General features: G+C 69.3%; 20 protein-coding genes and 2 tRNA genes. 15 read left to right on the top strand and 7 right to left on the bottom strand.

Going from position 1 to position 20,907, the window contains the following annotated elements; genetic code table 11:
- Nucleotides 1-82 precede the first annotated feature (82 nt).
- Nucleotides 83-1,306 carry a L,D-transpeptidase gene (locus tag J5X75_RS19595; protein ID WP_208468849.1) on the bottom strand — a complete coding sequence of 408 codons (1,224 nt, stop codon included), beginning with the start codon at nt 1,304-1,306 and terminating at the stop codon, nt 83-85.
- A 138-nt stretch (nt 1,307-1,444) separates the two neighbouring features.
- Between J5X75_RS19595 and J5X75_RS19600 the strand changes: the two genes are divergently transcribed.
- The 4 genes from J5X75_RS19600 to J5X75_RS19615 all read left to right on the top strand — a co-directional run bounded on the left by J5X75_RS19600 (nt 1,445) and on the right by J5X75_RS19615 (nt 3,669).
- A tRNA-Lys gene (locus J5X75_RS19600) sits at nt 1,445-1,517 on the top strand.
- A 249-nt stretch (nt 1,518-1,766) separates the two neighbouring features.
- On the top strand, nt 1,767-2,756 hold the full coding sequence (locus tag J5X75_RS19605; RefSeq protein WP_208468850.1) for a polysaccharide deacetylase family protein: 990 nt from the start codon (nt 1,767-1,769) through the stop codon (nt 2,754-2,756).
- A 62-nt stretch (nt 2,757-2,818) separates the two neighbouring features.
- A tRNA-Lys gene (locus J5X75_RS19610) sits at nt 2,819-2,891 on the top strand.
- 145 nt (nt 2,892-3,036) lie between these two features.
- Entirely contained in the window at nt 3,037-3,669 is a 633-nt protein-coding gene (locus tag J5X75_RS19615; protein ID WP_208468851.1) for an NADPH-dependent FMN reductase, read from the top strand.
- Here the strand turns inward: J5X75_RS19615 and J5X75_RS19620 are convergent.
- Nucleotides 3,662-5,203, bottom strand: a complete 1,542-nt coding sequence (locus J5X75_RS19620; protein ID WP_238488536.1) for a sulfatase family protein — start codon at nt 5,201-5,203, stop codon at nt 3,662-3,664. The two genes, J5X75_RS19615 and J5X75_RS19620, sit on opposite strands and share 8 nt — an antisense overlap.
- 179 nt (nt 5,204-5,382) lie before the next feature.
- Here J5X75_RS19620 and J5X75_RS19625 point away from each other — a divergent pair, with 179 nt between their 5' ends.
- From J5X75_RS19625 to J5X75_RS19635, 3 genes are all read left to right on the top strand, one after another.
- Nucleotides 5,383-5,541, top strand: a complete 159-nt coding sequence (locus J5X75_RS19625; protein WP_208468852.1) for a hypothetical protein — start codon at nt 5,383-5,385, stop codon at nt 5,539-5,541.
- Between the two features lie 69 nt (nt 5,542-5,610).
- Nucleotides 5,611-6,792, top strand: coding sequence for a cytochrome P450 family protein (locus J5X75_RS19630; protein WP_208468853.1), 1,182 nt, complete (start codon nt 5,611-5,613; stop codon nt 6,790-6,792).
- Between the two features lie 25 nt (nt 6,793-6,817).
- Nucleotides 6,818-7,414, top strand: coding sequence for an FIMAH domain-containing protein (locus tag J5X75_RS19635; RefSeq protein WP_208468854.1), 597 nt, complete (start codon nt 6,818-6,820; stop codon nt 7,412-7,414).
- Between the two features lies 1 nt (nt 7,415).
- On the opposite strand, the gene J5X75_RS19640 is transcribed toward J5X75_RS19635, so the two are convergent.
- Nucleotides 7,416-8,081, bottom strand: a complete 666-nt coding sequence (locus tag J5X75_RS19640) for a DUF305 domain-containing protein (RefSeq protein ID WP_208468855.1) — start codon at nt 8,079-8,081, stop codon at nt 7,416-7,418.
- A 135-nt stretch (nt 8,082-8,216) separates the two neighbouring features.
- Here J5X75_RS19640 and J5X75_RS19645 point away from each other — a divergent pair, with 135 nt between their 5' ends.
- Entirely contained in the window at nt 8,217-9,647 is a 1,431-nt protein-coding gene (locus J5X75_RS19645) for a hypothetical protein (RefSeq protein WP_208468856.1), read from the top strand.
- A 30-nt stretch (nt 9,648-9,677) separates the two neighbouring features.
- Here the strand turns inward: J5X75_RS19645 and J5X75_RS19650 are convergent, their stop codons facing one another.
- Nucleotides 9,678-10,823 carry an RsbRD N-terminal domain-containing protein gene (locus tag J5X75_RS19650; RefSeq protein ID WP_208468857.1) on the bottom strand — a complete coding sequence of 382 codons (1,146 nt, stop codon included), beginning with the start codon at nt 10,821-10,823 and terminating at the stop codon, nt 9,678-9,680.
- Nucleotides 10,824-10,911: 88 nt separating this feature from the next.
- Between J5X75_RS19650 and J5X75_RS19655 the strand changes: the two genes are divergently transcribed.
- From J5X75_RS19655 to J5X75_RS19665, 3 genes are all read left to right on the top strand, one after another.
- Nucleotides 10,912-12,138, top strand: coding sequence for a YncE family protein (locus J5X75_RS19655; protein ID WP_208468858.1), 1,227 nt, complete (start codon nt 10,912-10,914; stop codon nt 12,136-12,138).
- A 56-nt stretch (nt 12,139-12,194) separates the two neighbouring features.
- Nucleotides 12,195-12,584 carry a hypothetical protein gene (locus J5X75_RS19660; RefSeq protein ID WP_208468859.1) on the top strand — a complete coding sequence of 130 codons (390 nt, stop codon included), beginning with the start codon at nt 12,195-12,197 and terminating at the stop codon, nt 12,582-12,584.
- A 148-nt stretch (nt 12,585-12,732) separates the two neighbouring features.
- The gene (locus J5X75_RS19665; protein WP_208468860.1) at nt 12,733-13,512 is read left to right on the top strand and encodes a hypothetical protein; all 780 of its coding nucleotides are present in this window, start codon (nt 12,733-12,735) and stop codon (nt 13,510-13,512) included.
- A gap of 261 nt (nt 13,513-13,773) precedes the next feature.
- Here the strand turns inward: J5X75_RS19665 and J5X75_RS19670 are convergent, their stop codons facing one another.
- Entirely contained in the window at nt 13,774-13,992 is a 219-nt protein-coding gene (locus tag J5X75_RS19670) for a DUF397 domain-containing protein (RefSeq protein WP_183224977.1), read from the bottom strand.
- 40 nt (nt 13,993-14,032) lie between these two features.
- Nucleotides 14,033-14,881 carry a helix-turn-helix domain-containing protein gene (locus J5X75_RS19675; RefSeq protein ID WP_208468861.1) on the bottom strand — a complete coding sequence of 283 codons (849 nt, stop codon included), beginning with the start codon at nt 14,879-14,881 and terminating at the stop codon, nt 14,033-14,035.
- Between the two features lie 248 nt (nt 14,882-15,129).
- On the opposite strand from J5X75_RS19675, the gene J5X75_RS19680 reads away from it, so the two are divergent.
- The 3 genes from J5X75_RS19680 to J5X75_RS19690 are packed head-to-tail and all read left to right on the top strand — an operon-like array spanning nt 15,130 to nt 18,001.
- A complete protein-coding gene (locus J5X75_RS19680) occupies nt 15,130-15,771 on the top strand; it encodes a GOLPH3/VPS74 family protein (RefSeq protein ID WP_204297309.1) in 642 nt (213 codons plus the stop codon).
- On the top strand, nt 15,768-17,363 hold the full coding sequence (locus J5X75_RS19685) for an APC family permease (RefSeq protein ID WP_208468862.1): 1,596 nt from the start codon (nt 15,768-15,770) through the stop codon (nt 17,361-17,363). Before J5X75_RS19680 ends, J5X75_RS19685 begins: the two co-directional genes overlap by 4 nt.
- Before the next feature lie 23 nt (nt 17,364-17,386).
- Nucleotides 17,387-18,001 carry a GNAT family N-acetyltransferase gene (locus tag J5X75_RS19690; protein WP_208468863.1) on the top strand — a complete coding sequence of 205 codons (615 nt, stop codon included), beginning with the start codon at nt 17,387-17,389 and terminating at the stop codon, nt 17,999-18,001.
- Nucleotides 18,002-18,023: 22 nt separating this feature from the next.
- Here the strand turns inward: J5X75_RS19690 and J5X75_RS19695 are convergent, their stop codons facing one another.
- Nucleotides 18,024-18,578, bottom strand: a complete 555-nt coding sequence (locus J5X75_RS19695) for a hypothetical protein (protein ID WP_208468864.1) — start codon at nt 18,576-18,578, stop codon at nt 18,024-18,026.
- A gap of 556 nt (nt 18,579-19,134) precedes the next feature.
- Here J5X75_RS19695 and J5X75_RS19700 point away from each other — a divergent pair.
- The gene (locus J5X75_RS19700; RefSeq protein ID WP_208468865.1) at nt 19,135-20,811 is read left to right on the top strand and encodes a cellulase family glycosylhydrolase; all 1,677 of its coding nucleotides are present in this window, start codon (nt 19,135-19,137) and stop codon (nt 20,809-20,811) included.
- Nucleotides 20,812-20,907 lie beyond the last annotated feature (96 nt).

Raw genomic sequence — 20,907 nt, forward strand, 5'->3', positions numbered from 1 at the left:
TCGCACCAATACCGGTTTCGTGCCGTGACCGGTGCAACGCCATCGATGTACCCCACCGGGTTGAAAGAACCACGCCGGGTGATCAGAGAGCGCTGCCCTCCTTGAACTTCTCCCAGCTCACGTCCCACGGCGTCCAGCCGTTGCCGTAATCCAGCTCGTCACCGGTGCCCTTCACGGTGACCGGGTCGCCGATCAGGGTCTTGCCGAACAGCCACCGGGCGTTCGAGGGGGACACGTTGACACAGCCGTGTGACACGTTCGTGCGTCCCTGTGCGCCGGTGGACCACGGTGCCGAGTGGATGTACTGGCCGCTCCAGGTGAGTCGCTGCGCGTACTCGATGTCGGTGCGGTAGCCGGCGCTGCCGTCGGTGTCGGTGGTGTCGAAGACGGTCGCCGCCTTTTTCTCCATGACCACCATGTGGCCGCTGGACGACGGCGTGCTCTTCTTGCCGAGGCTCACCGGGATGGTCTTGACGACCTTGCCCTCCTGGAGCACGGTCATCTTCTTCGAGGCGTTGTCGACCTTCATCTCGAACTTGCGGCCGATCTTGACCTTGGCCGAGCGGTCCTGGTCGCCGTAACGGCCGCCGCCGGTGGGCAGCCCGCCGACCGCGATCCGGACGGTCATCTCGGTGCCGGTCTGCCAGTAGTCGGGCGCCCGGTAGTAGGCCTGGGTGCCACTCGACGTCCACGACCAGGTGCCCGGCTGCGACGGCGAGGTCTCGACGAACATCCGCTTCTGTACGGCGGCGCGATCCGCCTTCTTGATGCCCGGGTTGAACTCGACGACCACCGGCATCGCCACCCCGTACGTGTTGCCGTCGAAGAGGTAGAGCCCGGTGCCCGTCTCCCGGGCCGGGGCGCCCATCGTGGTGAAGGAGGTGCTCGCCGTCGTGGTCTGTCCGTCACTTCCGGTGGCGACGACCTTGGCGGCGTACGTCTGCTTGGTCTTGAGGGGTTTGGCCGGCACCCAGGCCGAGCCGTCCTCGCGGAGCTCGCCCGCGACGGCCTTGCCCTTGGCGTCGGTCAGGGTGACGGAGGTGACCGTGCCGCCGCTCACCTTGAGCCCGATCTCCGCGCTCACCGGCACGTTCTTCTTGTCGGCGGTGGGTGTGATGCTCAGCGCGACCGGGCCGGCCGCGGACGTGCTCTCGGTCACCGGCGCGTTCGAGGCGCCGGGGGTGGTGCTCGCGGTCGCGGCCGGGTCGGCGAAAGCGGGTTTGGTGTCGTCGTCGCCGCAGGCAGCGAGGGGTGCGATCAGGCCAAGCGCCATGATCGCCGCCAGGGAGCGGCGGAGGTGAACCATCGTCGGGCCCCGTTCTGGAGTTCTCAGCGCTGACATCCTGACGCATGGACGCAAGCCGTGCCTCCCCCTTCGGGTGACCGGCGGCCGGTTTCAAGGATCTTCCGAGGTCGTGCTAACGTTTTCCCCGTTGTACGGCGAGCGTCGCTAGCTCAACTGGCAGAGCAGCGGACTCTTAATCCGCGGGTTGTAGGTTCGAGTCCTACGCGACGCACTCTCCAAGCACACGAAACCCCAGCCCTCCGGCTGGGGTTTTTTCGTGCCCTTCACCGGTGTTTCCGGGATCGCCTCGATAGTTGCGGCCAGCCAAAGCGTGTTGCCCCGCCTAACTACTGCTCCCCAGCTCCGAAAGTTTCGAAAATTTACCGGCATTTAACGGTTGACGCGGTCCCGGCGGCTCCGAACAATGAATCAGCGACGGCCGTCGATCCCTTCCCGTTCCCCGACACGAAGGTGGATCCCCATGCGCAAGCTCAGAGCCGTGCTCTGCGGAGTGGCCGGCGCGCTGGCCGCGTCCGGCGCCGTCCTGGTTCCCCTCACCCAGACGGCCACCGCGGCCCCCGCCGCCTGTAGCAGTGGTTACGTCGGTCTCACCTACGACGACGGGCCGAACGCCGGCAACACCACCAACCTGCTCAACGCGCTGCGGCAGAACGGGCTGCGCGCCACCATGTTCAACACCGGCCAGAACGCGGCGGCCAACCCCGGCCTGGTCCGGGCGCAGGTGGACGCCGGGATGTGGGTCGCCAACCACAGCTACACCCACCCGCACATGCTGAACCTGTCCTCGGCGCAGATGAGCTCGGAGCTGTCCCGCACGCAGAGCGCCATCCAGGCCGGCGGCGGGGGCACCCCGGTGCTCTTCCGGCCGCCCTACGGGGAGACGAACGCCACCCTCCAGTCCGCCGCGTCGGCCCTGGGCATGCGCACGATCATTTGGGACGTCGACTCCCAGGACTGGAACGGCGCCAGCACGGCCCAGATCGTGCAGCGGGCCGGCACGCTCACCAACGGCCAGATCATCCTGATGCACGACCAGTACGCCACCACCGTCGCCGCCATCCCGCAGATCGCCGCCGACCTGCGCAACCGGGGCCTGTGCGCCGGCATGATCTCGGCCACCACCGGCCGGGCCGTGGCGCCGGGCGGCGGAACCAACCCCACGACGCCGCCGCCGACCGGTGGCTCCTGCACGGCCACCTACTCCGAGGGTCAGAAGTGGAGCGACCGCTTCAACGGCCAGGTGGCGGTCACCGGGACGAACAACTGGACGGTCACCGTCACTCTGCGTGCCCCGCAGAAGGTCATCGCGAGCTGGAACGCCACGATCAGCTGGGACGCCACCGGCTACGTGATGACCGCCCGGCCCAACGGCAACGGCAACACCTTCGGCTTCACCGTTCAGCACGGCGGCAACTGGACCTGGCCGTCGCTGACCTGCACCGCGACCTGACCCGTTCCCCACGGCCGACAACCGGGGCCGGGGCGGTGTGTTAGTCTTCCTCCCGTCGAAAGGCGCTGCTAGCTCAACTGGCAGAGCAGCGGACTCTTAATCCGCGGGTTGTAGGTTCGAGTCCTACGCGGCGCACGACCGACCGAGGGCCCCACCTGATTCAGGTGGGGCCCTCGGTGCTTTTGTGACTCGCTGTGAACCCGAGCGAAGACCTACCGCCGGGGCCGGATCATCCCTTCGGGCGTCCGGAGCGGGGCCCCGCGCGCCGTATCGTCGCGGCATGACCCGTGTCCTGCTGATCTCGGGAAGCACCCGGGAGGGTTCCCTGCACACCGCCGCCCTGCGGACCGCGGCCCGGTTCGCGCCACCGGAGATCGCCACCACGCGGTACGAGGACCTGCGCCACCTGCCCGCCTTCGTCCCCGGCGAGCTGCCGATGGGCCCGGTCGCCGAGCTGCGCTCCCTGGTCGACGCCGCCGACGCCGTGCTGTTCAGCACCCCGGAGTACGCCGGCTCGCTGCCCGGCAGCCTGAAGAACCTGCTCGACTGGCTGGTCGACGGCGGCGACCTGGGCGGCAAACCGGTCGCCTGGCTGTCCGTGGTGCGGCCCGGCCTGGACGACGGCGCCCGGGCCGCCCTGGAGTCGGTGCTCGACCACGCGGGCGCCCGGCTGCTGCGGAGCGCGTGCGTCCGGATCCCGCTGGAGATGGCGTCGATCGACGGCGCCGGCATCGTCACCGACGACCGCCTGCACATGGCCCTCCAGGACATGCTGCAAGCGCTCGCCCGGACCCTCGCCGACTCCCGGCCCCGACCGCAGCCGTCCTGGCAGGCGCACTCCAGCGTCTACCCGATCGTGCCGGACCAGGGCCCGACCGGGCGGCCGGTGATCTGGCCGGACGGGTTCAGCTGACCGCCCGGGAGGCCTTCCCGCAGGCGTCCGCGCCGACGCAGGTGGCCAGCCCGTGCAGCGCGGTGGTCAGCTCGGCGAGCCGTTCCGGCGCCAGCGTGCCGACCAGGTTGGTCAGCATGTACGGGTCGGTCTTGCGGTCGAAGTACTCCCGGGTCCCGTCCACGTACTCGATGAAGGTGAACCGCTCGGTGCGCAGCGCGTCGTACGACGGCGGGATGTTCTTGCTGTCGTATTGGAAGTCCGGGTCCTTCGGGTCGGTGGCCGGATCGTGGTGCTCGATCAGCGTCGCGTGCCGCCAGCCGGCCGGCGCGTCGCCGCTGAGCAGCGCCTTGAAGCTGCGGCCGTCGCACTCCGGTGACGGCGGCGCTCCGGCCAGGTCGGTGAAGGTGGGCCGCAGGTCGATGTTCGCCACCACCGAGCTGACGCTGCGCCCGGCGCCCACCCCGTGCCCGGCGACGATCAGCGGGACGTTGACGTCGGTGTCGAAGGCGGTCTGCTTGCCGGAGGGCAGCGCGTACTCGCCCATGTGGTAGCCGTTGTCCGAGCTGAAGACGACCACGGTGTCGTCGGCCACCCCGGACTTGGCCAGGGTGTCGCGCAGCATGCCGACCATGCGGTCCACCGACTGCACCGACTGCACCCGCTTGCGGAACTCCTCGTCCAGCCGCTGCACCTGGTCCTTGGTGAGCTTGAGCTTCGGGGGCAGCCACGCCGAGCCGGCGGGCACCTTGTCGTAGGCCGCGGTGCGCGGCGCCTTCAGCCCGGGGAAGGACTGCTCGTCCCGCGGCGCCGGAGTGTACGGGCTGTGCGGGGTGTAGGTGGAGACCTCGACCATGAACGGCTGCCCGGTCGCCGCGGTGGTGGTGATGAAGTTCGCCGCCTTGCCCGCGATCACGTCGGTGAGGTAGTCCTGCGGCTTGTTGCCGTACCTCTTGACCTGGCCGTTCTCGTTGAGGTCGTAGTTGAAGTTGTCGTAGGCGTTGCCGCCGCCGAACCACTGGTCCCAGCCCGGCGGCACGTAGGGCTTGCCGGTGCCCATGGTCTTCTTGGGAAAGTACTCGTTGAGGTACTTGCCGAGGAACGCGGTGCGGTAACCGGCCGCCTGGAGGTCGGTCGCGACCGTCGACGTCTCCTCGCCGCGGCTGTGGAAGAGCCGGAAGCCGCCGTCCGACCCGTGGTTCTTCACGATGCCGGTGTTGTGCGGGAACTGTCCCTTGAGGATCGAGGCGCGCGACGGGCAGCAGAGCGAGTCGGTGACCGTGTAGTTGGTGAAGGTGGTGCCGTCCCGCTGCATCCGCTGCACGTTCGGCATGTACTGCACGAGGTTCATCGACAGGTCGTCGACCAGCACGAAGACGATGTTCGGCCGGGTCGGGACACTCTCCGTGGAGTTGCCCGGCCCGGCCGCGGACGGCCCGGAGGCCGCCGGATGGGCTTCGGCGGGGTCTCCGGCGGGTGCGGCGGGAGAGCCGCATCCGGCCATGGCCAGCAGCGACGTGACGGCGGCGAGAACGCCCAGGGTGCGGAAGGACATGGTGGCGCGGCTACTCCATCTACGAGTGGTCCCAAGGAGGGTAATCGGCCGGTGCCCACCCGTCTTGCGGTGGTTGCTTACCTCTTTCTCAGATGATCTTTAAGAAAGTCTGAACAGCCGGGAGCCGATCGTCGTACCGGCGGATAGTGGACACCTTCCCCTGGAGGTGATCCGTACCAGTGGCCAGTACCACCGAACCGCACCGGGCGTACGTCGTCATCGTGGTGGCGTCCCCGGAGCCGCGACCGCGCCGGTTGCGGCGCCCCACCGCCCGCCGCCCGCACCTGCCGATCCGCCCGCCCCGCGCGCCCCGGGTGCCGCGCCGCCCCGCCGCCTGACCGGGGCTGCCGGGAACCTCATCGACACGTATTGTCGGAATTCGGTTCCCGGCGGCCTGGAGGGGCGAAATGATCGATTTCACCGACCCGGTGTTTCAGAACGACCCCCATCCGACGTACGCCGAGATGCGCCGCACCGGCCCGGTGCGCCGCGTCCGCCTGCCCAGCGGCACGGACGCCTGGCTCGTCACCCGGTACGAGGACGCCCGCCGTGCGCTGACCGACCCCCGGCTGTCCAAGTCGGTGGCCGCCCTCGGCTCCTCGCCGGCCGCGGCCGGGCAGTCCGCGGCCGGCGGCCCCCTGTCCCGGCACATGCTGGCCGTCGACCCGCCCGACCACACCCGGCTGCGCCGCCTGGTCTCGGCCGCCTTCACGGTCCGCCGGATCGAGGCGCTGCGCCCGCGGATCGAGGTGATCGCCACCGAGCTGCTGGACGCCCTCGACGGCCGGGACCGGACCGACCTGATCGACGCCTTCGCCTTCCCGCTGCCCATCCAGGTGATCTGCGAGCTGCTCGGGGTGCCGGCCGCCGACCAGGGCTCGTTCCGGGCCTGGTCCAACGTCATCGTCGCGGGCACGATGTCCGGCGACCGGCTGGGCCCGGCCATCGAGGCGATGATCGGCTACATCCGTAGCCTGCTCGCCGAGCGCCGCGAGCACGGCGGCGACGACCTGCTGGCCGGGCTGATCCAGGTCCGCGACTCCGGGGACGGGCTGACCGAGGAGGAGCTCACCTCGATGGTCTTCCTGCTGCTGCTGGCCGGCCACGAGACCACCGTCAACCTGATCGGCAACGGCGCCTACCTGCTGCTGCGCGACCGCGAGCGATGGGAGCGGCTGCGCGCCGACCGCGCGTTGCTGCCGTCGGCCATCGAGGAGTTCCTGCGGTACGAGGGACCCGTCGAGACGTCCACCTTCCGGGTCGCCACCGAGGACCTGGAGATCGGCGGGGAGAAGGTGGCCGCCGGCGACCCGGTCGTGGTGGTCCTGCTGTCCGCCAACCGGGACGACGACCGCTTCCCCGGCGCCGGCGAACTGCGGCTGGACCGTCCGCAGAACCCGCACCTGGCCTTCGGGCACGGCATCCACTACTGCCTGGGCGCGCCGCTGGCCCGGCTGGAGGCGCAGATCGCGTTCACCGCTCTGCTCGACCGTTTCCCCGCCCTGCGGCTGGCCGTCGAGCCGGGCGAGCTGACCTGGCGGCCCGGCACCCTGCTGCGCGGGCTGACCGAGCTTCCGGTCCGCCTCTGACCCCGGGCCTGGCATGATGGCCGCCGTGCCGGATCCTCATGACCTCTACCAGCCGACGGCCCCGATGCCGGTGGTGGAGCAGCAGCGCGGCGTCTACCGGGCCGCCGACCATCGCCGGATGGCCCTGCTCGCCGCCGCGGGCTCCGCGGTCGTCCTGCTGGCGTTCGTGGTCTGGCTGTTCTCCGGCGACGACGAGAGCCCGGCGCCGGTGGCCGCGCCGCCCGCGGTGGTGGTGACCTCGGCGGCGCCCACCGAGGAGCCGTCCCCCACTGAGCAGGCCCCTTCCGAGGAGGCCCCCTCCGAGGAGGCCACGACGACGGCTCCGGCGGTCACCGTGCGCCCGGCTCGGCCGGCCGAGCTGATCGCCGCCCTGCGGACCGTGGTCGACACGCTGGAGGATCAGGGCGAGATCGACGACGACGGCGCCGAGGCGCTGGACCGCCGGCTCAAGTCCGCCGCCGACCGGCTGAAACGGGGCAAGGCGAAGGACGCCGCCCGCAGGATGGACGAGTTCGCCGAGAAGCTCGTCGACCTGCGCGAGGACGACGACATCAGCCGGTCCGCCTTCAACGCCCTGGCCGCCGGCGCCGGTCAGGTCAGGGCGGCTCTGCCGGCCCGCTGACTCAGCTCACGCCCAGCTCGGCCATCCGCTGGATCTCGATCACCTGCTCGATCGCCGTCTCCTTGGCCATCTTGGCGAGCCGCTCCTCCGACCCGGTACGCAGCAGATCGCCCACCATCGTCTCGGCCCCACGGTGGTGTTCGGTCATCATCGCGACGAACCGGCGATCGAAGTCGGCGCCCCGGGCCGCGGCCAGATCGGTGAGAGCGGACTCGGACTGCATGCCGGGCATCGCGGCGTGGTCGTGGGCCGGGTCCGACTCCGGCTCCCCGCGGTCGGCCAGCCAGGTCCGCAGCACCGAGATCTCCGGCCCCTGCGCGGCGGTGATCCGCCCGGCGAGGTTCTTCACGCCCTGGTTCGCGGCCCGGTCGGGCGCCAGATCGGCCATCCGCAGCGCCTGCGCGTGGTGGGCGATCATCATCTGGGCATAGGTGACGTCGGCCCGGTTGTAGGTGGACGCGGCGGGCGCCTGCACGTGATCGGAGTCGGTGACACCGGCCGACTCGCCGGGGCGGCCCGGCACGACGACGCGGACCGCCGAGGCCGAGGCGGCGGGCGCGCTCACCGGATCGGCCGGGCCGGACGCCCGGGCGGCCAGCACCGCGCCCACGGTGCCGAGAAGGACCACAGTTGCGGCGGTCAGAGCCCATGCGCGTCGGTGTTGCATGTATTTCCTTTCCGGCAGGCGACCCCCACGGTCGGGCTTCGACGGTTATCGTAACGACCGACATCGCTGTCACCGATAGTGCGGACGACACGACTCGCCGTGCGTCATCGGTGCTCCGAAACCGGAAGGAGCTTCATGAAGCATCCTGCCTCACGAGGGCGGTTCAAGCGCCTGGCCTGTATCGGGGCGGCGGCGGTCCTGTCCACCCTGGTCGTGGCCGCGCCGGTCCAAGCGGACCCAGCCGGCATCCCAGCCGTGGACCAGATCGTCAGCAGCCCCAACATCAAGCAGATCGCCAACGAGCCGAAGGTGGGCCCGTTCGCCGCGGAGAGCGCGCTCAACAGCGACCTGGCCTTCCAGGGGAAGTACGCGTACGCCGGCAACTACAACGGCTTCAGCGTCTACGACATCAGCAGGCCGAGTGACCCGGTGCCGGTCACCCAGGTGCTCTGCCCCGGTTCGCAGAACGACATCTCGATCTGGGGTGACCTGCTCTTCCTGGCGACCGACTCGATCCGCAACGACGACTCGTGCAACAGCGTCTCGGTCCCGAACGCGGAGCCGTCCACCGCGCCCCGCTGGGAAGGCGTCAAGATCTTCGACGTCAGCGATCCGCGCAACCCGAAGTACGTGAAGGCGGTCAAGACCGACTGCGGCTCACACACCCTGACGCTGGTTCCGGGCAAGGGCCACGATCGCTCGGTGTACGTCTACGTGTCGTCGTACAACCTCGACGTGGTGGACCTGCCGAACTGCGCGCAGCCGCACGACAAGATCTCGATCATCAAGGTGCCGCTGCGGAAGCCGGACACCGCGAGCCTGATCGCCGCGCCGGTGCTCTTCCCGGACGGCGGCTTCCCGGGTGACGCCGACAGCCGGCGGACCACCGGCTGCCACGACATCACCGCCTACCCGGCCAAGGACATCGCGGCCGGCGCGTGCATGGGTGACGGCGTCCTGCTGGACATCTCCCGCCCGGCGTCGCCCAAGGTGATCACCACGGTGCGGGACGCGGAGAACTTCGCGTTCTGGCACTCGGCGACGTTCAACAACGACGCCACCAAGGTCGTCTTCACCGACGAGCTGGGCGGCGGCGGTGGCGCGGAGTGCCTGCCGTCCATCGGCGCGAACAAGGGCGCCGACGCGATCTACGACATCACCGGCAAGGGCCGGCACCGCAAGCTGGAGTTCCGCAGCTACTTCAAGATCCCCCGGGAGAACGCCACCACCGAGAACTGCGTGGCCCACAACGGCTCGCTGATCCCGGTCAAGGGCCGCGACATCATGGTCCAGGCGTGGTATCAGGGCGGCATCTCGATCTGGGACTTCACCAACTCGCGCAAGCCGGTGGAGATCGCCTACTGGGAGCGCGGCCCGCTCAGCCTCGACCGGCTGATCGTCGGCGGTTCCTGGTCGGCGTACTGGTACAACGGCCACATCTACTCCAACGACATCCAGAAGGGCTTCGACGTCCTGGAGGTCAGCGACCGCCGCATCGACAAGGCGGAGCGGGAACGGACGTGGCAGTTCAACGCGCAGACCCAGACCGACTACCGCAAGTGGTGATCGGCTAGAGAGGCCCGGTGTGACCGCCCATCACACCGGGCCCCGCCATGTGTGTAGCGCCCACCACCAGCGGACGGTCTCCAGCACGGTGAGCCGTTCGCCGAACCCGGTCAGCTCCCGCAACCGCCGCAGCCGGTAACGCACCGTGTTCGGGTGCAGGTGCAGCGCACTCGCCGTGAGGTCCAGCCGCTGTCCGTGGTCCAAATAGGCCAGTGCCGTACCGGCCAGCTCCCGGTGGAAATCGTCGGCCGGGTCCAGCGCCGCCAGCAGCCCGTGCCGCAGGAATCCGGCCAGCATCGGCTGCGCCGCCAGCGCCGTCTCCCCGGCCAGCTCGGTCACCTCGCACGGCCCGGTCACACCCCGGGCGCGAGCCGCGTGCAGCGCCAGGCGGGCGAGGCGGTGCGCCTCCGTCGCCTTTTCCAGGGGTACGGGCGGAGTCGTCACCAGCACGGCCGGAGCCACTGTGGTCAGTTCCGGCAGTCGTGGCGTGAGCCCGCACAGCCGGCCCCGTACCGGCCCGAGGATCCCGCCGCACCGGGCGAACGCCTGCTCCAGTTCCCGCACCCGGCCCGGCTCGGCCACGTCCGAGACGGCGCAGTGGTACCGGCCGCCGGGAGTGAGCCCGAACCGGGCCGGATCCACGCCGTCGCTCTCCTCGTCGAGCAGCAGGTGCCGCAGCAGCCGCACGCGGGCGGCCCGCCGGTCGCTGCCGAGCTGCCGCTCCGCCGTCCGGTAGCCGTCCAGCACGTGCCGTTCCAGCGCGCTGCCGTACCGGTCGAGCCGGAGCAGCCCCTGGAGCAGCACGTCGTCGGGCAGGCCGGCGGCCCGGCCGCGGGTGATCGCGATCTCCAGGATCCGGCTGCGGCCGGCGTGCACCCCGGACAGCAGCGCCGCCATCGGCACGCCGAGCGCCGCGCCCTCGGCCCCGAACCGCGCCGCCTCGGTGAAGTCCCCGTCGTCCGGCTCGCCGGGGCGCAGGAAGGTGGCGCACCCGGCCCGGATCAGCGCGGCGACGGACCGGCGGCTCTCCGTCTTGGGCAGCCGGGCGGCCTCGGGGGACTGGGCGCGGGCCGCGGCCACCACGTCGTCGACCAGCCGGGCGTCGTCGGCGAGCCCGTGCACCAGCGCGGCGAGCGGGTCGGGTTGTGTCCGGGCGACAACGGGGAGCGTCCGCATTAGGTCTCACAACCTATCGATGTGAGTCATCCTCTTGTTCTCCTGGTGTTACCGAAAAGTAACAGGCCACGATATCGATGGGAATCACATGAAGACTCATCTCGTACCCCTCGCTCTCGGCCTCCTGCTCGCCGCGGGCACGGCCGTCGCGCCCGAGCCGGCGGCCGCCGCACCCGCTTTGCGCCAGGTCATGTTCGTCGGCAACAACTGGGACGGCACCGTCGACGTCATCGAGGCCGGTGGCTCCTACGGTCGCGTCGGCCGGCTCAACGTGGTGCCGGACCGCACCCAGCGGCTCACCGAGATCTACCTCAACCCGATCCGGCTGGCCTTCTACCTCGGCATCCGGCAGGGGCCGGGGGAGGGGCACGACCAGCTCGTCGACGACATGTACACCACCCCGGCCGGCGACGCCCTGGTCATCTCCCGGCCCAGCTTCGCCGACGTGGTCTCGATCGACCTGGCCACCGGAAGGCTGCGCTGGCGGTTCCCGGTCAGCGGCTTCCGCTCCGACCACATGGCGGTCAGCCCGGACGGCCGCTCGGTCGCCGTCTCCGCCTCCACCGGCAACACCGTGCACGTGCTCGACATCGTCACCGGCCGGCAGCTCGGCTCCTTCGCGACCGGCGACAAACCGCACGAGAACATCTACACCGGCGGCGGCCGCCACCTGTGGAACATGTCCATCGGCGAGGTCAACACCGACCTCGACGACCCCTGGCTGGACTTCACCAAGGGGGACCGGAAGATCACCGTCGCCGACACCGGCACCTTCCAGGTGGTCCGCACCATCGACATGCGCAACCGCCTGGACGCCTTCGGCCGCAACGACCTCTCCGACGCGGTCCGCCCGGCGGTCTTCACCCCGGACGAGTCCAAGCTCTACTTCCAGGTGTCGTTCTTCGCCGGCCTGATCGAGTACGACGTGGCGGCGGACCGGATCACCCGGGTCCGGGAGCTTCCCCAGAACCCGGCCACCGACCCGGACCGCACAACCTGGGTCAACGACTCCCGGCACCACGGCCTGTCGATCAGCCGGGACGGCGCCAAGCTCTGCGCCGCCGGGACCATGGACGACTACGCCACCGTCGTCGACCGGGCCACCCTCACCCCGGGGCCGCTGGTCACCGCGATCAAGCCGTACTGGGCCACGGTGAGCGCGGACGGCCGGGACTGTGTGATCTCCGAGGCCGGCGCCGACAAGGTCACCGCGATCAGCTTCGCCACCGGACAGGCGGTCGCCTCGGTGCCGGTCGGTGACCATCCGCAGCGCGTACGGATCGGCTTCGTCCCGGTCGGCTGGACCGCCCCCTGAGCCGGTGCACGGCGCGCCGAAACGGACTTAAGATCACAATCAGGTACTTTCGGGATATGGCAACGATCCGACGCAGTGCGCTGCTCCGGTCGTTGCCATTCCTGTTCGCGCTCTTCCTCGCCCTGTTCACGGCGGCCGGCCACGGTGCCGGCGCGTCGTACCCGCACTCGGCCCCCGCGGTCCACACCATCGACACCGCGTGCCCGGCTCAGACGACCGGCCTCGTCGCGGATCCCGCCGCCGGTCCGGCCCACGACGCGCGCCCGAACGCCGGCGCCGGCGCCGTGACGCCCTCGGGCCAGGATGCCTCCTACGTCGACGCGGAGCTCGTACGGCGTACCGCTGAGGAAAGCGCGACCCACCGCGTGCCGGACCGGACCGGCACGCCGGCCACCCGGCACGCCGCCGGGATCCTCACCTCCCGCGCGCCGCCCGCCGCCGTCTGACGATCCGTCTCTCCGAGGTCGCGGAAGATCCCGCTGCCATTGATCGTTTCCGGGCAGATCGTCCCGGCGATCCGTGGGCCCGCCACCTCTCGACCGCCAGCTTCGCCCCGATTCACGCCGCGCACCGAGCCGAACCGAACGGACCATCGTGAACATTCTCGCCGACATGCTGCTGTCCGAGCCCGCACCGATCGCCGTCTGGGCCGTCCTGATGGTCCTCGCGCTGCCCGCCCTGGTCGTCCTGGCCAGCCCGGACGGCGTCCGCAACCCGCGCCTCGAGCTGATCGAGACGATCACCTGGGTGCGCCTGACCGGGCGGCGGCGAGCGGAGCGGCGGGCCCGGCGAGCGGCGGAGGTGGCGCACGCGCTGCGGTTCGCCGGAGAGGTGCGGGTGGCGGCCACCCAGGCCGGTGAGGCGGTCGACCGGTGGCAGGGGCACTGGCAGGCGGCCGCCGACCGGGTGGACGCGGCCCTCGCGGCGTGGCAGGCCGCGGACGCGCGCTGGGCTCGCTGCCGGGCGACAGCGGCCTTCGGCACGCCCTGGACCCCGCAGAACCCTTCGGAGTACGCGTCTCGCGAGCGTTTCCTGCACGATGCGGTCCGGGCCGCCGCCGACCGGGGTGAGCTGCCGGCCGCCGCCGTGGTCGGCGCGCTGACCGGCGGCGGCGGGTGGGACGCCTGGCTGCACCCGGCGGAGCAGGAGGTGGCGGTGTCCCGGGCGTCGGCCGCGCACCTGGCTCGGGTCTACCGGGCGGCGGTGGCCGCGGAACGGGCCGCCTGGCACGACGTCCAGCTGGCCCGCCGGAGCCGGGACAGCCTGCGGCGGGAGGCGGCGCTCGCCGAGGCCCGGGCCACCACGGTCCGGTCGGCCGCGCCGCCGGCCGGGGCGGGTCAGTTGCGGCGGTCGGCCTTCGCCCAGGCGGCGTGACCGCGGCCGCTCACGCTCAGTGGTGTGCGATCAACCCGGTGTCAGTGATGCTGGCCGATCCTCATCAGTAACGAGAGAAGCCTTCACGAATAGCCGGGAATGGAAGTGTGAATGGTGATGGCCCTGCCACGGAAAGTGGCAGGGCCGTGCCGATGCCGCGGCGCCCGCGCGAGCGAATCACCGCGATATCCCTCAAGGTGCAGATGACGAAAGTCGACCTTGGCTCAGGCCTTCCATCGGCTCGCACCTATCGGTAGGCTCTCACGAAACGATGTCGAATTCGCCGTCCTTGGCAGAGTCCACGAAGGCGGTCCACTCCGCTGGTGTGAACATGAGGGCCGGTCCACTCCGGTCCTTGCTGTCACGGACGGCAATTCCACCACCGTCGAGGAATGCGACCTCGACGCAGTTGCTGCCGCCTGTACCGTTACTACGGCTGCCCTTCTTCCAGACGGCCCCGTTGATTTGGTGCGCAAGCAACTCAAGCACCTCCCTTCGATGTGATTGTTCGTCGGGAGTGCTAAGCGACGAGCAGACTCTCGATCATCTTGATGGTCGTGCGATGGTCAAGCGCCATGGCGCTCAATCGCTCGAACTCCTGCCGATACCAGTCAACCATGTCTGGTTGTTCCTCGTACAAGTCTCCCGCAAGGCCTTCCATGTAAACAACATCCAAATGGGTGGTCTCTCGGAACTCCAAAAGCGCTGCCGGGCCGCTCAGGAAGGGGTGCCCACCAGCGGTGAAGGGCAGTATCTGCAGGAAAACATTCGGTAATTTAGCTACCTCGATTAAATGGCGAAGCTGCTCCGCCATGACCTCCGCGCCACCGATCACATGGTGCAGTACGGCCTCGTCCATGAAGGCCGACAACTCCAGCGGGCGCTCACTGGTCAGCCGGCCCTGACGGGTCAGGCGCAACTGGATCCGCCGGTCGATGTGCTCCTCGGGATCGGTCGGGCGTCCGCTTCTCATCAGTGACCGCATGTAGGCGGGAGTCTGCAGGAGACCGGGCACGAGCACCGGCTCCCACGTCCGCATCGCCGAAGCGGCGGCCTCGAGACCCACGAAGTTCCCCGGCCGCATGATGTCGCGGTAGTCGGTCCACCAGGTCCGCTCGCGGGACTGCCGGGCCAGCTCGACCAGCGCCTCGCGATAGCTCTGCTCCCGCACGTTGTAGAGAGTGAGCAGGTCACGCACGTCTCGCGGGGTGACCGCCACCCGCGCGGTCTCGATGCGGGTCACCTTGGCCGAATGCCACTCGAAGTGGCGTGACACGTCCTGCTGGGTGAGGCCCGCGGCCTCCCGGCATCGTTTGAGCTCCGCCCCCAGCCGGCGGCGACGCAGCGTCGGACCCTCGATATCGGACACCTGGACTCCCCTACGGTCCTGATGGAGTCGATATTACGACCGCTCCCTGACGATCCGGTAACCCATTCATGATCGCTATTTCGAAAAGATCAATAAAGTGGACCTCGGCACCGAGGACTGAATAAGAAGTCTAGTACTTCTTGTATTGACCTTGGTGTTGGGTACATGATGCTCCGGACATCGAGTTCTGTCTTGTTTCCTACATAGGTAAAAGATCATTGGAACTTGCGTCTAAGGGGCGTGACGCAGTGTTGGCTGACCAGTACTACCTGATCGCGCACGAGGACCGGACCGGGCGCTCCCGCCTCCACCCTCGTGCGACCGGCCTGGGACTGGCCGCCGCATTATTGGCTGAGCTGGTCCTGGAAGGCCGTATCGGAGTAACCGACGGCGACCTCTTCATCGTCGACCGCCACCCACCGCGCGACGCTCTCGGCCACGACATCCTGGACCTTCTCGTCGCGCAGCCGCAACACCGGGACGTTCGGACCTGGCTCGCCTTCCTGTCACAGGACGCGGCGTTGCGGGTGGGCGAGAGGCTGGTGCGACTCGGCGCCGTGGAGCCGGTGACGCGGCGGCGGATGCTCGGGACCAGTCACACGCTCTACATGCCGAACAGCGCCCAGCAGCGCAACGCCGCGGCGTGGGCCTCCACCCGGCTGGCGAACCTGCTCGTCCGCGGCATGGAGCTGAGCATCGTGGACCGGATGCTGGTCAGTCTCGTCTCCGCGACCGGCCTGACCCGTCACGTGCTCTACGGATTCGAGAACTATCCGCACGCGTTCCAGTTCCTGCCGAACGCGGCCGCGTCCCTTCCCAGCGATCTGCGGGAGATCGTCGACTACACCGAGGCCTCGATCGGCTCGGTCGTGACCGTTGGCCGCCGATGACCTCCGGCCGACACGCGCTGCGCCACAACAACCAGGACCAATGGGCCGGACGGCTGCTGATGGACCGCAAGCCGGCCATCGAACCGGACATCATCACCAGAGCCCTGGCCAGTAACCGGATGGGCGTCGCCTCCGTGGTCTTCTTCGGAGTCGCGGGCGCCGCGCCGCTCACCGTGATCATCGGATCCATCTCGGCGATCTACGCCATCCAGGGCAGCACCGCCGTTCCGGTCGCCTACCTGGTGGTCGCCGGCATCCTGTCGCTCTTCACCGTCGGATTCGTCGCGATGAGCCGCCACATCGTGAACTCCGGCGCCTTCTACTCCTACATCAGTCACGGGCTGGGCAGGGTGGTCGGTGTCGGGGCGGCGTTCGTCGCGCTTCCGGCGTACTCGCTGATGCAGATCGGGCTCTTCGGCCTGTTCGGCTCGGCGGCTTCCGGCATCCTCGGCGCGATGGGTCTCCAGGTCTCCTGGTATGCGTGCGCCCTCGTGGCCTGGGTCCTGGTCACCGTGCTCGGCGTGCTCTGGGTCGACCTGAGCGGCAAGGTGCTGGCCGTCCTGCTGGTCGCCGAGATCAGCATCGTGCTCCTCTACGACCTGGTCATGGTCGCGAACCCGGCCGGCGGATCGATCTCGTTCGAGACACTGTCGCCGGCGCCGATGGTCACACCGGTGGTGGGTTCGTTGCTGGTGCTGGCGATCGCCGGCTTCGTCGGCTTCGAGGCGACGGTGGTCCTCTCCGAGGAGGCACGCGACCCGAAGCGGACGATCGCGCGGGCGACGCATCTCGCGGTCATCCTGGCCGGCCTGCTCTGCGGCGTCTCGGCCTGGGCGATGTCGGTGACCACCGGGCCGGACAAGATCCTCTCGGTCGCCGCCGAGCACCAGACGGATCTGGTCTTCACCCTGGTCGGGCCGCATCTGCCGGCCGTCCTCGTGGACATCGGCTACGTGCTGTTCATGACCAGCGTCTTCGCGGCGCTGCTGGCCTTCCACGCCGCCGTCTCCCGGTACCAGTTCTCGCTCGGCCGCGAGGGCGTGCTGCCGTCGGCCTGGGGTTACACGCATCCCCGGACCGGGGCGCCGCTGCTCGGCTCGATCACCCAGAGCGTGCTGGCACTCGGTGTGATCAGCGCCTATGCCTGGGCCGGGGCCGAGCCGCTGCTCTACCTGTTCGCCTGGCTGACGACCATCGGGGGGCTGGGGGTCCTGGTCCTGATGTGGGCGGCGTCCGCATCGGTGATCGCGTTCTTCCAGCAACATCGCCGGGGGGAGAACCTCTGGCGTGCCTACGTGGCGCCGTTCCTGGCGTTCCTGCTGCTCTCCATCGTGCTGGCCGCGACGATCATCGGCTTCGGCGACCTCCTGCAGGTCCCGGCCGGGTCCCCGTTCCGCTGGGTGTTCCCGGTCGCCTACCTCGGGATCGCGGCGCTGGGCTTCGGCTGGGCACTGATCATGCGGACCGTCCGTCCCGAGGTCTACGCGGCGATCGGCCGCGGCGCCGACGTGCGGGTCACCGCACTCGTCGAGAACGACTTCCCACCGCCGTTGCCGCCGACCCCCGTGGGCACGCACGGCTACCGCTACTGAACTTCAGTCCAGAAAGGAAACCGATGACGTACGCCATCCAGGAACTCGTCATCCGGGATGTCACCCCGGTCGACACCGACGAGATCACCGACCTCGTCGCCGAGGCGATGCGCGACGGGCCGGTCGCCCGGTGGCTGCACTCCGATCCTGACGTTCGTCGCCGGGAGGCGCCCGCCTACTTCTCGATCTTCGTGGAGCACGCCACGCGGCACGGCGAGGTCTACGCCACCGCCGACGCACAGACCGGTCGCCTCTCCGGAGTGGCCCTCTGGTTCCCGCTGACGTCACTGATCCCGCCGCCGATCGACTACGAGCGCCGCCTGAAGGAAGCGGCGGGCGATGCCTTCGACCGCGCCTGCCGGCTGGACGCCGCGATCGAGGAACACCACCCGCTCGAGCCACACCACTACCTGGCGTTCCTCGCGGTCCGCCCGGACGAGCAGAACCGCGGCATCGGCAGCGCCCTGCTCGACCGTCACCACGCCCGGCTCGATCACGCCGGCATCCCGGCCTATCTGGAGGCCAACGACCCCCGCAACCGTGACCTGTACCTCCGGCACGGCTACCAGGTGCGGTCCGTGATCGAACTACCCGACGGGCCTCCGCTCTGGACGATGTGGAGGGCGCCTATGGCTTGATGACGACGATGAACAGCCGCGCCTATGCGGCTGAGGGGAACTCGTACAGCCAGAAGGATTGTTGATCGATCTGGTTGAAACGCATGTTGTTGTTGCAGAGGCGGCCCACCATCAGGCGGAACCGCTTCGACATGCGCTTGACCTCGTCGTTGTAGGTGCAGATGTCCAGGCCGACCATGCCGTTCTGGGTGGCTGCCACGAGGTACATCTGCTCGACGATCTGCGCGAACGCGTCTCTGCCCTTCCCTAGCGGGTTGGCGGCGACGAAGACGATGTACCAGATTCGCCTCGCCGCGAAGTGCTCGGGCCAGTGCCGCTCGAAATACTGTGGCGAGATCAGTGGGATCGCCTCGAGGACGTTGGTGTAACAGGCGATGCCGGACAGCGTGCCATCGGCTTCCAGGGCCAGGTACTTGTCTATCCGGGTGTCCCGCATGACCTCGTCGAACTCGGAGCGGTACATCAGGTGCCGTTGGGCGGCGAGGGCGTTCAGCTCCTCGAACGCGTCCAGGTACAGAGTCCAGGCGGCCTCCAGCAGATGGTCGTCGGTGATCTGGTCGAGCACTTTGACAAGCATGGCTGCTCCCCTCCGGGCCCCGTGACAGCCGGCCCGCTGCATCGTACTTACGAAGGTCGATTGCAGTTGACCATCAGAGTACGAACTGTAATAGGGCTACGACAATGCGTTGCCGAGAATTCGACGTGCCAATTCCAGTTAGGAGGGATGGTTATCGGATGATCTTGTGCAACTTGCAAAGTTGCAGGTAGCAGCGCTGGACGAACCCGCCGGAGTTCTGGTCGGCAATTCTTGCGAGAGTGGCTGGAATCGGTTGTGGAAAGTGCATGATTCCGTGAGTCCGCCTTTCTGCGGAATGCACCGAGTACTAGCCTCCGTGCAATTGGCGTCGTGTTGACGCCTCGCCGCCGGGACATCCCTTCGACGACGCGGCGGGCATCTCCAGCGAGTCTGCGGGCCACCGCCGGGCGAGGAGCGCATCCCCCGCTCGCCCCGGGTGGTCCGCAGTCATGTGTGGACATCGATTGACATAGTTTGGCGTTCATACATAGTCTGCCGAGGTGAAGCGGGAGCGCTCCCATTCCCCGTCCTCCCGCGCGTCCTAGCTAGGAGCGTCATGACGCGACTGTTCGGCAGGCTGCTCGCGCTCGTCCTGATCCTCGGTGGGATGACGTGGGCGAGCCCGGCCCAGGCGGCGCCCACCGCCGCCGCCATCACGAAAGCCATGCAGCCGGGCTGGAACCTCGGCAACACCCTGGACGCCACCGGCGCCGACGAGACCTCGTGGGGCAACCCGCGCGTCACCCGGGAGCTGCTGAGGGGCATCCGCGCCCAGGGTTTCAAGAGCATCCGCATCCCGGTCACCTGGGGCCAGCACCAGGGCCCCGCCCCGGACTACACGATCGACCCCGCCTACCTGGCCCGCGTGCGGGAGGTCGTCGGCTGGGCACTCGACGAGGGCCTCTACGTGATGATCAACATTCATCACGACTCGTGGCAGTGGATCAACACCATGCCCACCGACCACGACAACGTGCTGGCCCGCTACAACGCCGTCTGGACGCAGGTGGCCGGCGCCTTCCGGGACGCCTCGCCCAAACTGCTCCTGGAGAGCGTCAACGAGCCGCAGTTCTCGGGCAGCTCCGGCGACACCGAGAACTACGCGCTGCTCGCCGAGCTGAACGCGTCCTTCCACCGGATCGTGCGCGGCACCGGCGGCGGCAACGCCAAGCGGTTCCTGGTCCTGCCGACCCTGCACACCAACGCCGACCAGGGCCGCCTCGACGCGCTGGCCGGCGAGTTCACCGCGCTGAACGACCCGAACCTGATCGCCACCGTGCACTACTACGGCTACTGGCCGTTCAGCGTCAACGTGGCCGGCGGCTACCGGTTCGACGCGACCGCGCAGCAGGACCTGCTCGGCACCTTCCAGCGACTCCGCGACAGCCTGATCAGCAAGGGCATCCCGGTGATCCTGGGTGAGTACGGCCTGCTCGGTTTCGACCGGCACACCGGCACCATCGAGCAGGGCGAGAAGCTCAAGTTCTTCGAGCTCTTCGGGCAGCAGGCCGCCGCGTCCGGCGTCACCACGATGCTCTGGGACAACGGCCAGCACTACGACCGTACGGCCGGGGTCTGGCGCGACACCGAACTGTTCGGCCAGATCTCGTCGAGCTGGCGCACCCGCTCCGGCACCGCGGCGAGCGACCTGGTGTTCGTCCGGCGATCCGCGCCGGTCACCGCGCAGACCATCACGCTCAACCTCAACGGCCTCGGCTTCACCCACGTCCGCCTCGGCGGGAGCACGCTGCGCCGCGGCCCCGACTACCAGGTCTCCGGCGATCAGCTCACCCTCACTGCCGGGTTGCTCCAGCGTCTGACCAGGACCGAGGGGTACGGGGTGAAAGCGTCCCTGTCGCTGCGGTTCTCCCGCGGCGTTCCGTGGCGGCTCGACGTGGTCTCCTTCGACACGCCGCGGTTGGCCGCCGCGACCGGGGAGACCGGTGCGTTCGCGATCCCCACCACGTTCGACGGGGACCGTCTCGCCACCATGACGGCCACCTACGTGGACGGCGGTAACGCCGGGCCGCACGGCTGGACGCCGTACAAGGAGTTCGACCGGGCCTTCGCCCCCGACTACCCGGCCGGCGTGATCAGGTTGACGCCGGACTTCTTCGCCGAGGTCACCGACGGCGCCCCGGTGAACCTGCGGTTCTACTTCTGGAGCGGGGCGACCGTGACGTACCAGGTCACCCGTACCGGAACCGTGGTGAGCGGAACGCTCGCCGGGTGAGAGATCGTCCGGGCGGCGCGGTGGTTGGGCCACCGTCGCGCCGCCCGGCGCTGAAATACCGGCCGCCGGCCCCCAACCAAGGGGCCGGCGGCCGGC

Origin of the sequence: Actinoplanes flavus (assembly GCF_017592555.1) — a bacterium.
GTDB lineage: Bacteria > Actinomycetota > Actinomycetes > Mycobacteriales > Micromonosporaceae > Actinoplanes > Actinoplanes flavus.

What these genes read in the sequence shown, in the direction of transcription:
- J5X75_RS19615 (WP_208468851.1), top strand. Translation starts at nt 3,037, where the DNA reads ATGACCCGTGTCCTGCTGATCTCGGGAAGCACCCGGGAGGGTTCCCTG.
- J5X75_RS19605 (WP_208468850.1), top strand. Translation starts at nt 1,767, where the DNA reads ATGCGCAAGCTCAGAGCCGTGCTCTGCGGAGTGGCCGGCGCGCTGGCC.
- J5X75_RS19700 (WP_208468865.1), top strand. Translation starts at nt 19,135, where the DNA reads ATGACGCGACTGTTCGGCAGGCTGCTCGCGCTCGTCCTGATCCTCGGT.
- J5X75_RS19660 (WP_208468859.1), top strand. Translation starts at nt 12,195, where the DNA reads ATGGCAACGATCCGACGCAGTGCGCTGCTCCGGTCGTTGCCATTCCTG.
- J5X75_RS19655 (WP_208468858.1), top strand. Translation starts at nt 10,912, where the DNA reads ATGAAGACTCATCTCGTACCCCTCGCTCTCGGCCTCCTGCTCGCCGCG.
- J5X75_RS19685 (WP_208468862.1), top strand. Translation starts at nt 15,768, where the DNA reads ATGACCTCCGGCCGACACGCGCTGCGCCACAACAACCAGGACCAATGG.
- J5X75_RS19695 (WP_208468864.1), bottom strand. Translation starts at nt 18,578, where the DNA reads ATGCTTGTCAAAGTGCTCGACCAGATCACCGACGACCATCTGCTGGAG.
- J5X75_RS19595 (WP_208468849.1), bottom strand. Translation starts at nt 1,306, where the DNA reads ATGGTTCACCTCCGCCGCTCCCTGGCGGCGATCATGGCGCTTGGCCTG.
- J5X75_RS19690 (WP_208468863.1), top strand. Translation starts at nt 17,387, where the DNA reads ATGACGTACGCCATCCAGGAACTCGTCATCCGGGATGTCACCCCGGTC.
- J5X75_RS19630 (WP_208468853.1), top strand. Translation starts at nt 5,611, where the DNA reads ATGATCGATTTCACCGACCCGGTGTTTCAGAACGACCCCCATCCGACG.
- J5X75_RS19620 (WP_238488536.1), bottom strand. Translation starts at nt 5,203, where the DNA reads ATGTCCTTCCGCACCCTGGGCGTTCTCGCCGCCGTCACGTCGCTGCTG.
- J5X75_RS19650 (WP_208468857.1), bottom strand. Translation starts at nt 10,823, where the DNA reads ATGCGGACGCTCCCCGTTGTCGCCCGGACACAACCCGACCCGCTCGCC.
- J5X75_RS19645 (WP_208468856.1), top strand. Translation starts at nt 8,217, where the DNA reads ATGAAGCATCCTGCCTCACGAGGGCGGTTCAAGCGCCTGGCCTGTATC.
- J5X75_RS19640 (WP_208468855.1), bottom strand. Translation starts at nt 8,081, where the DNA reads ATGCAACACCGACGCGCATGGGCTCTGACCGCCGCAACTGTGGTCCTT.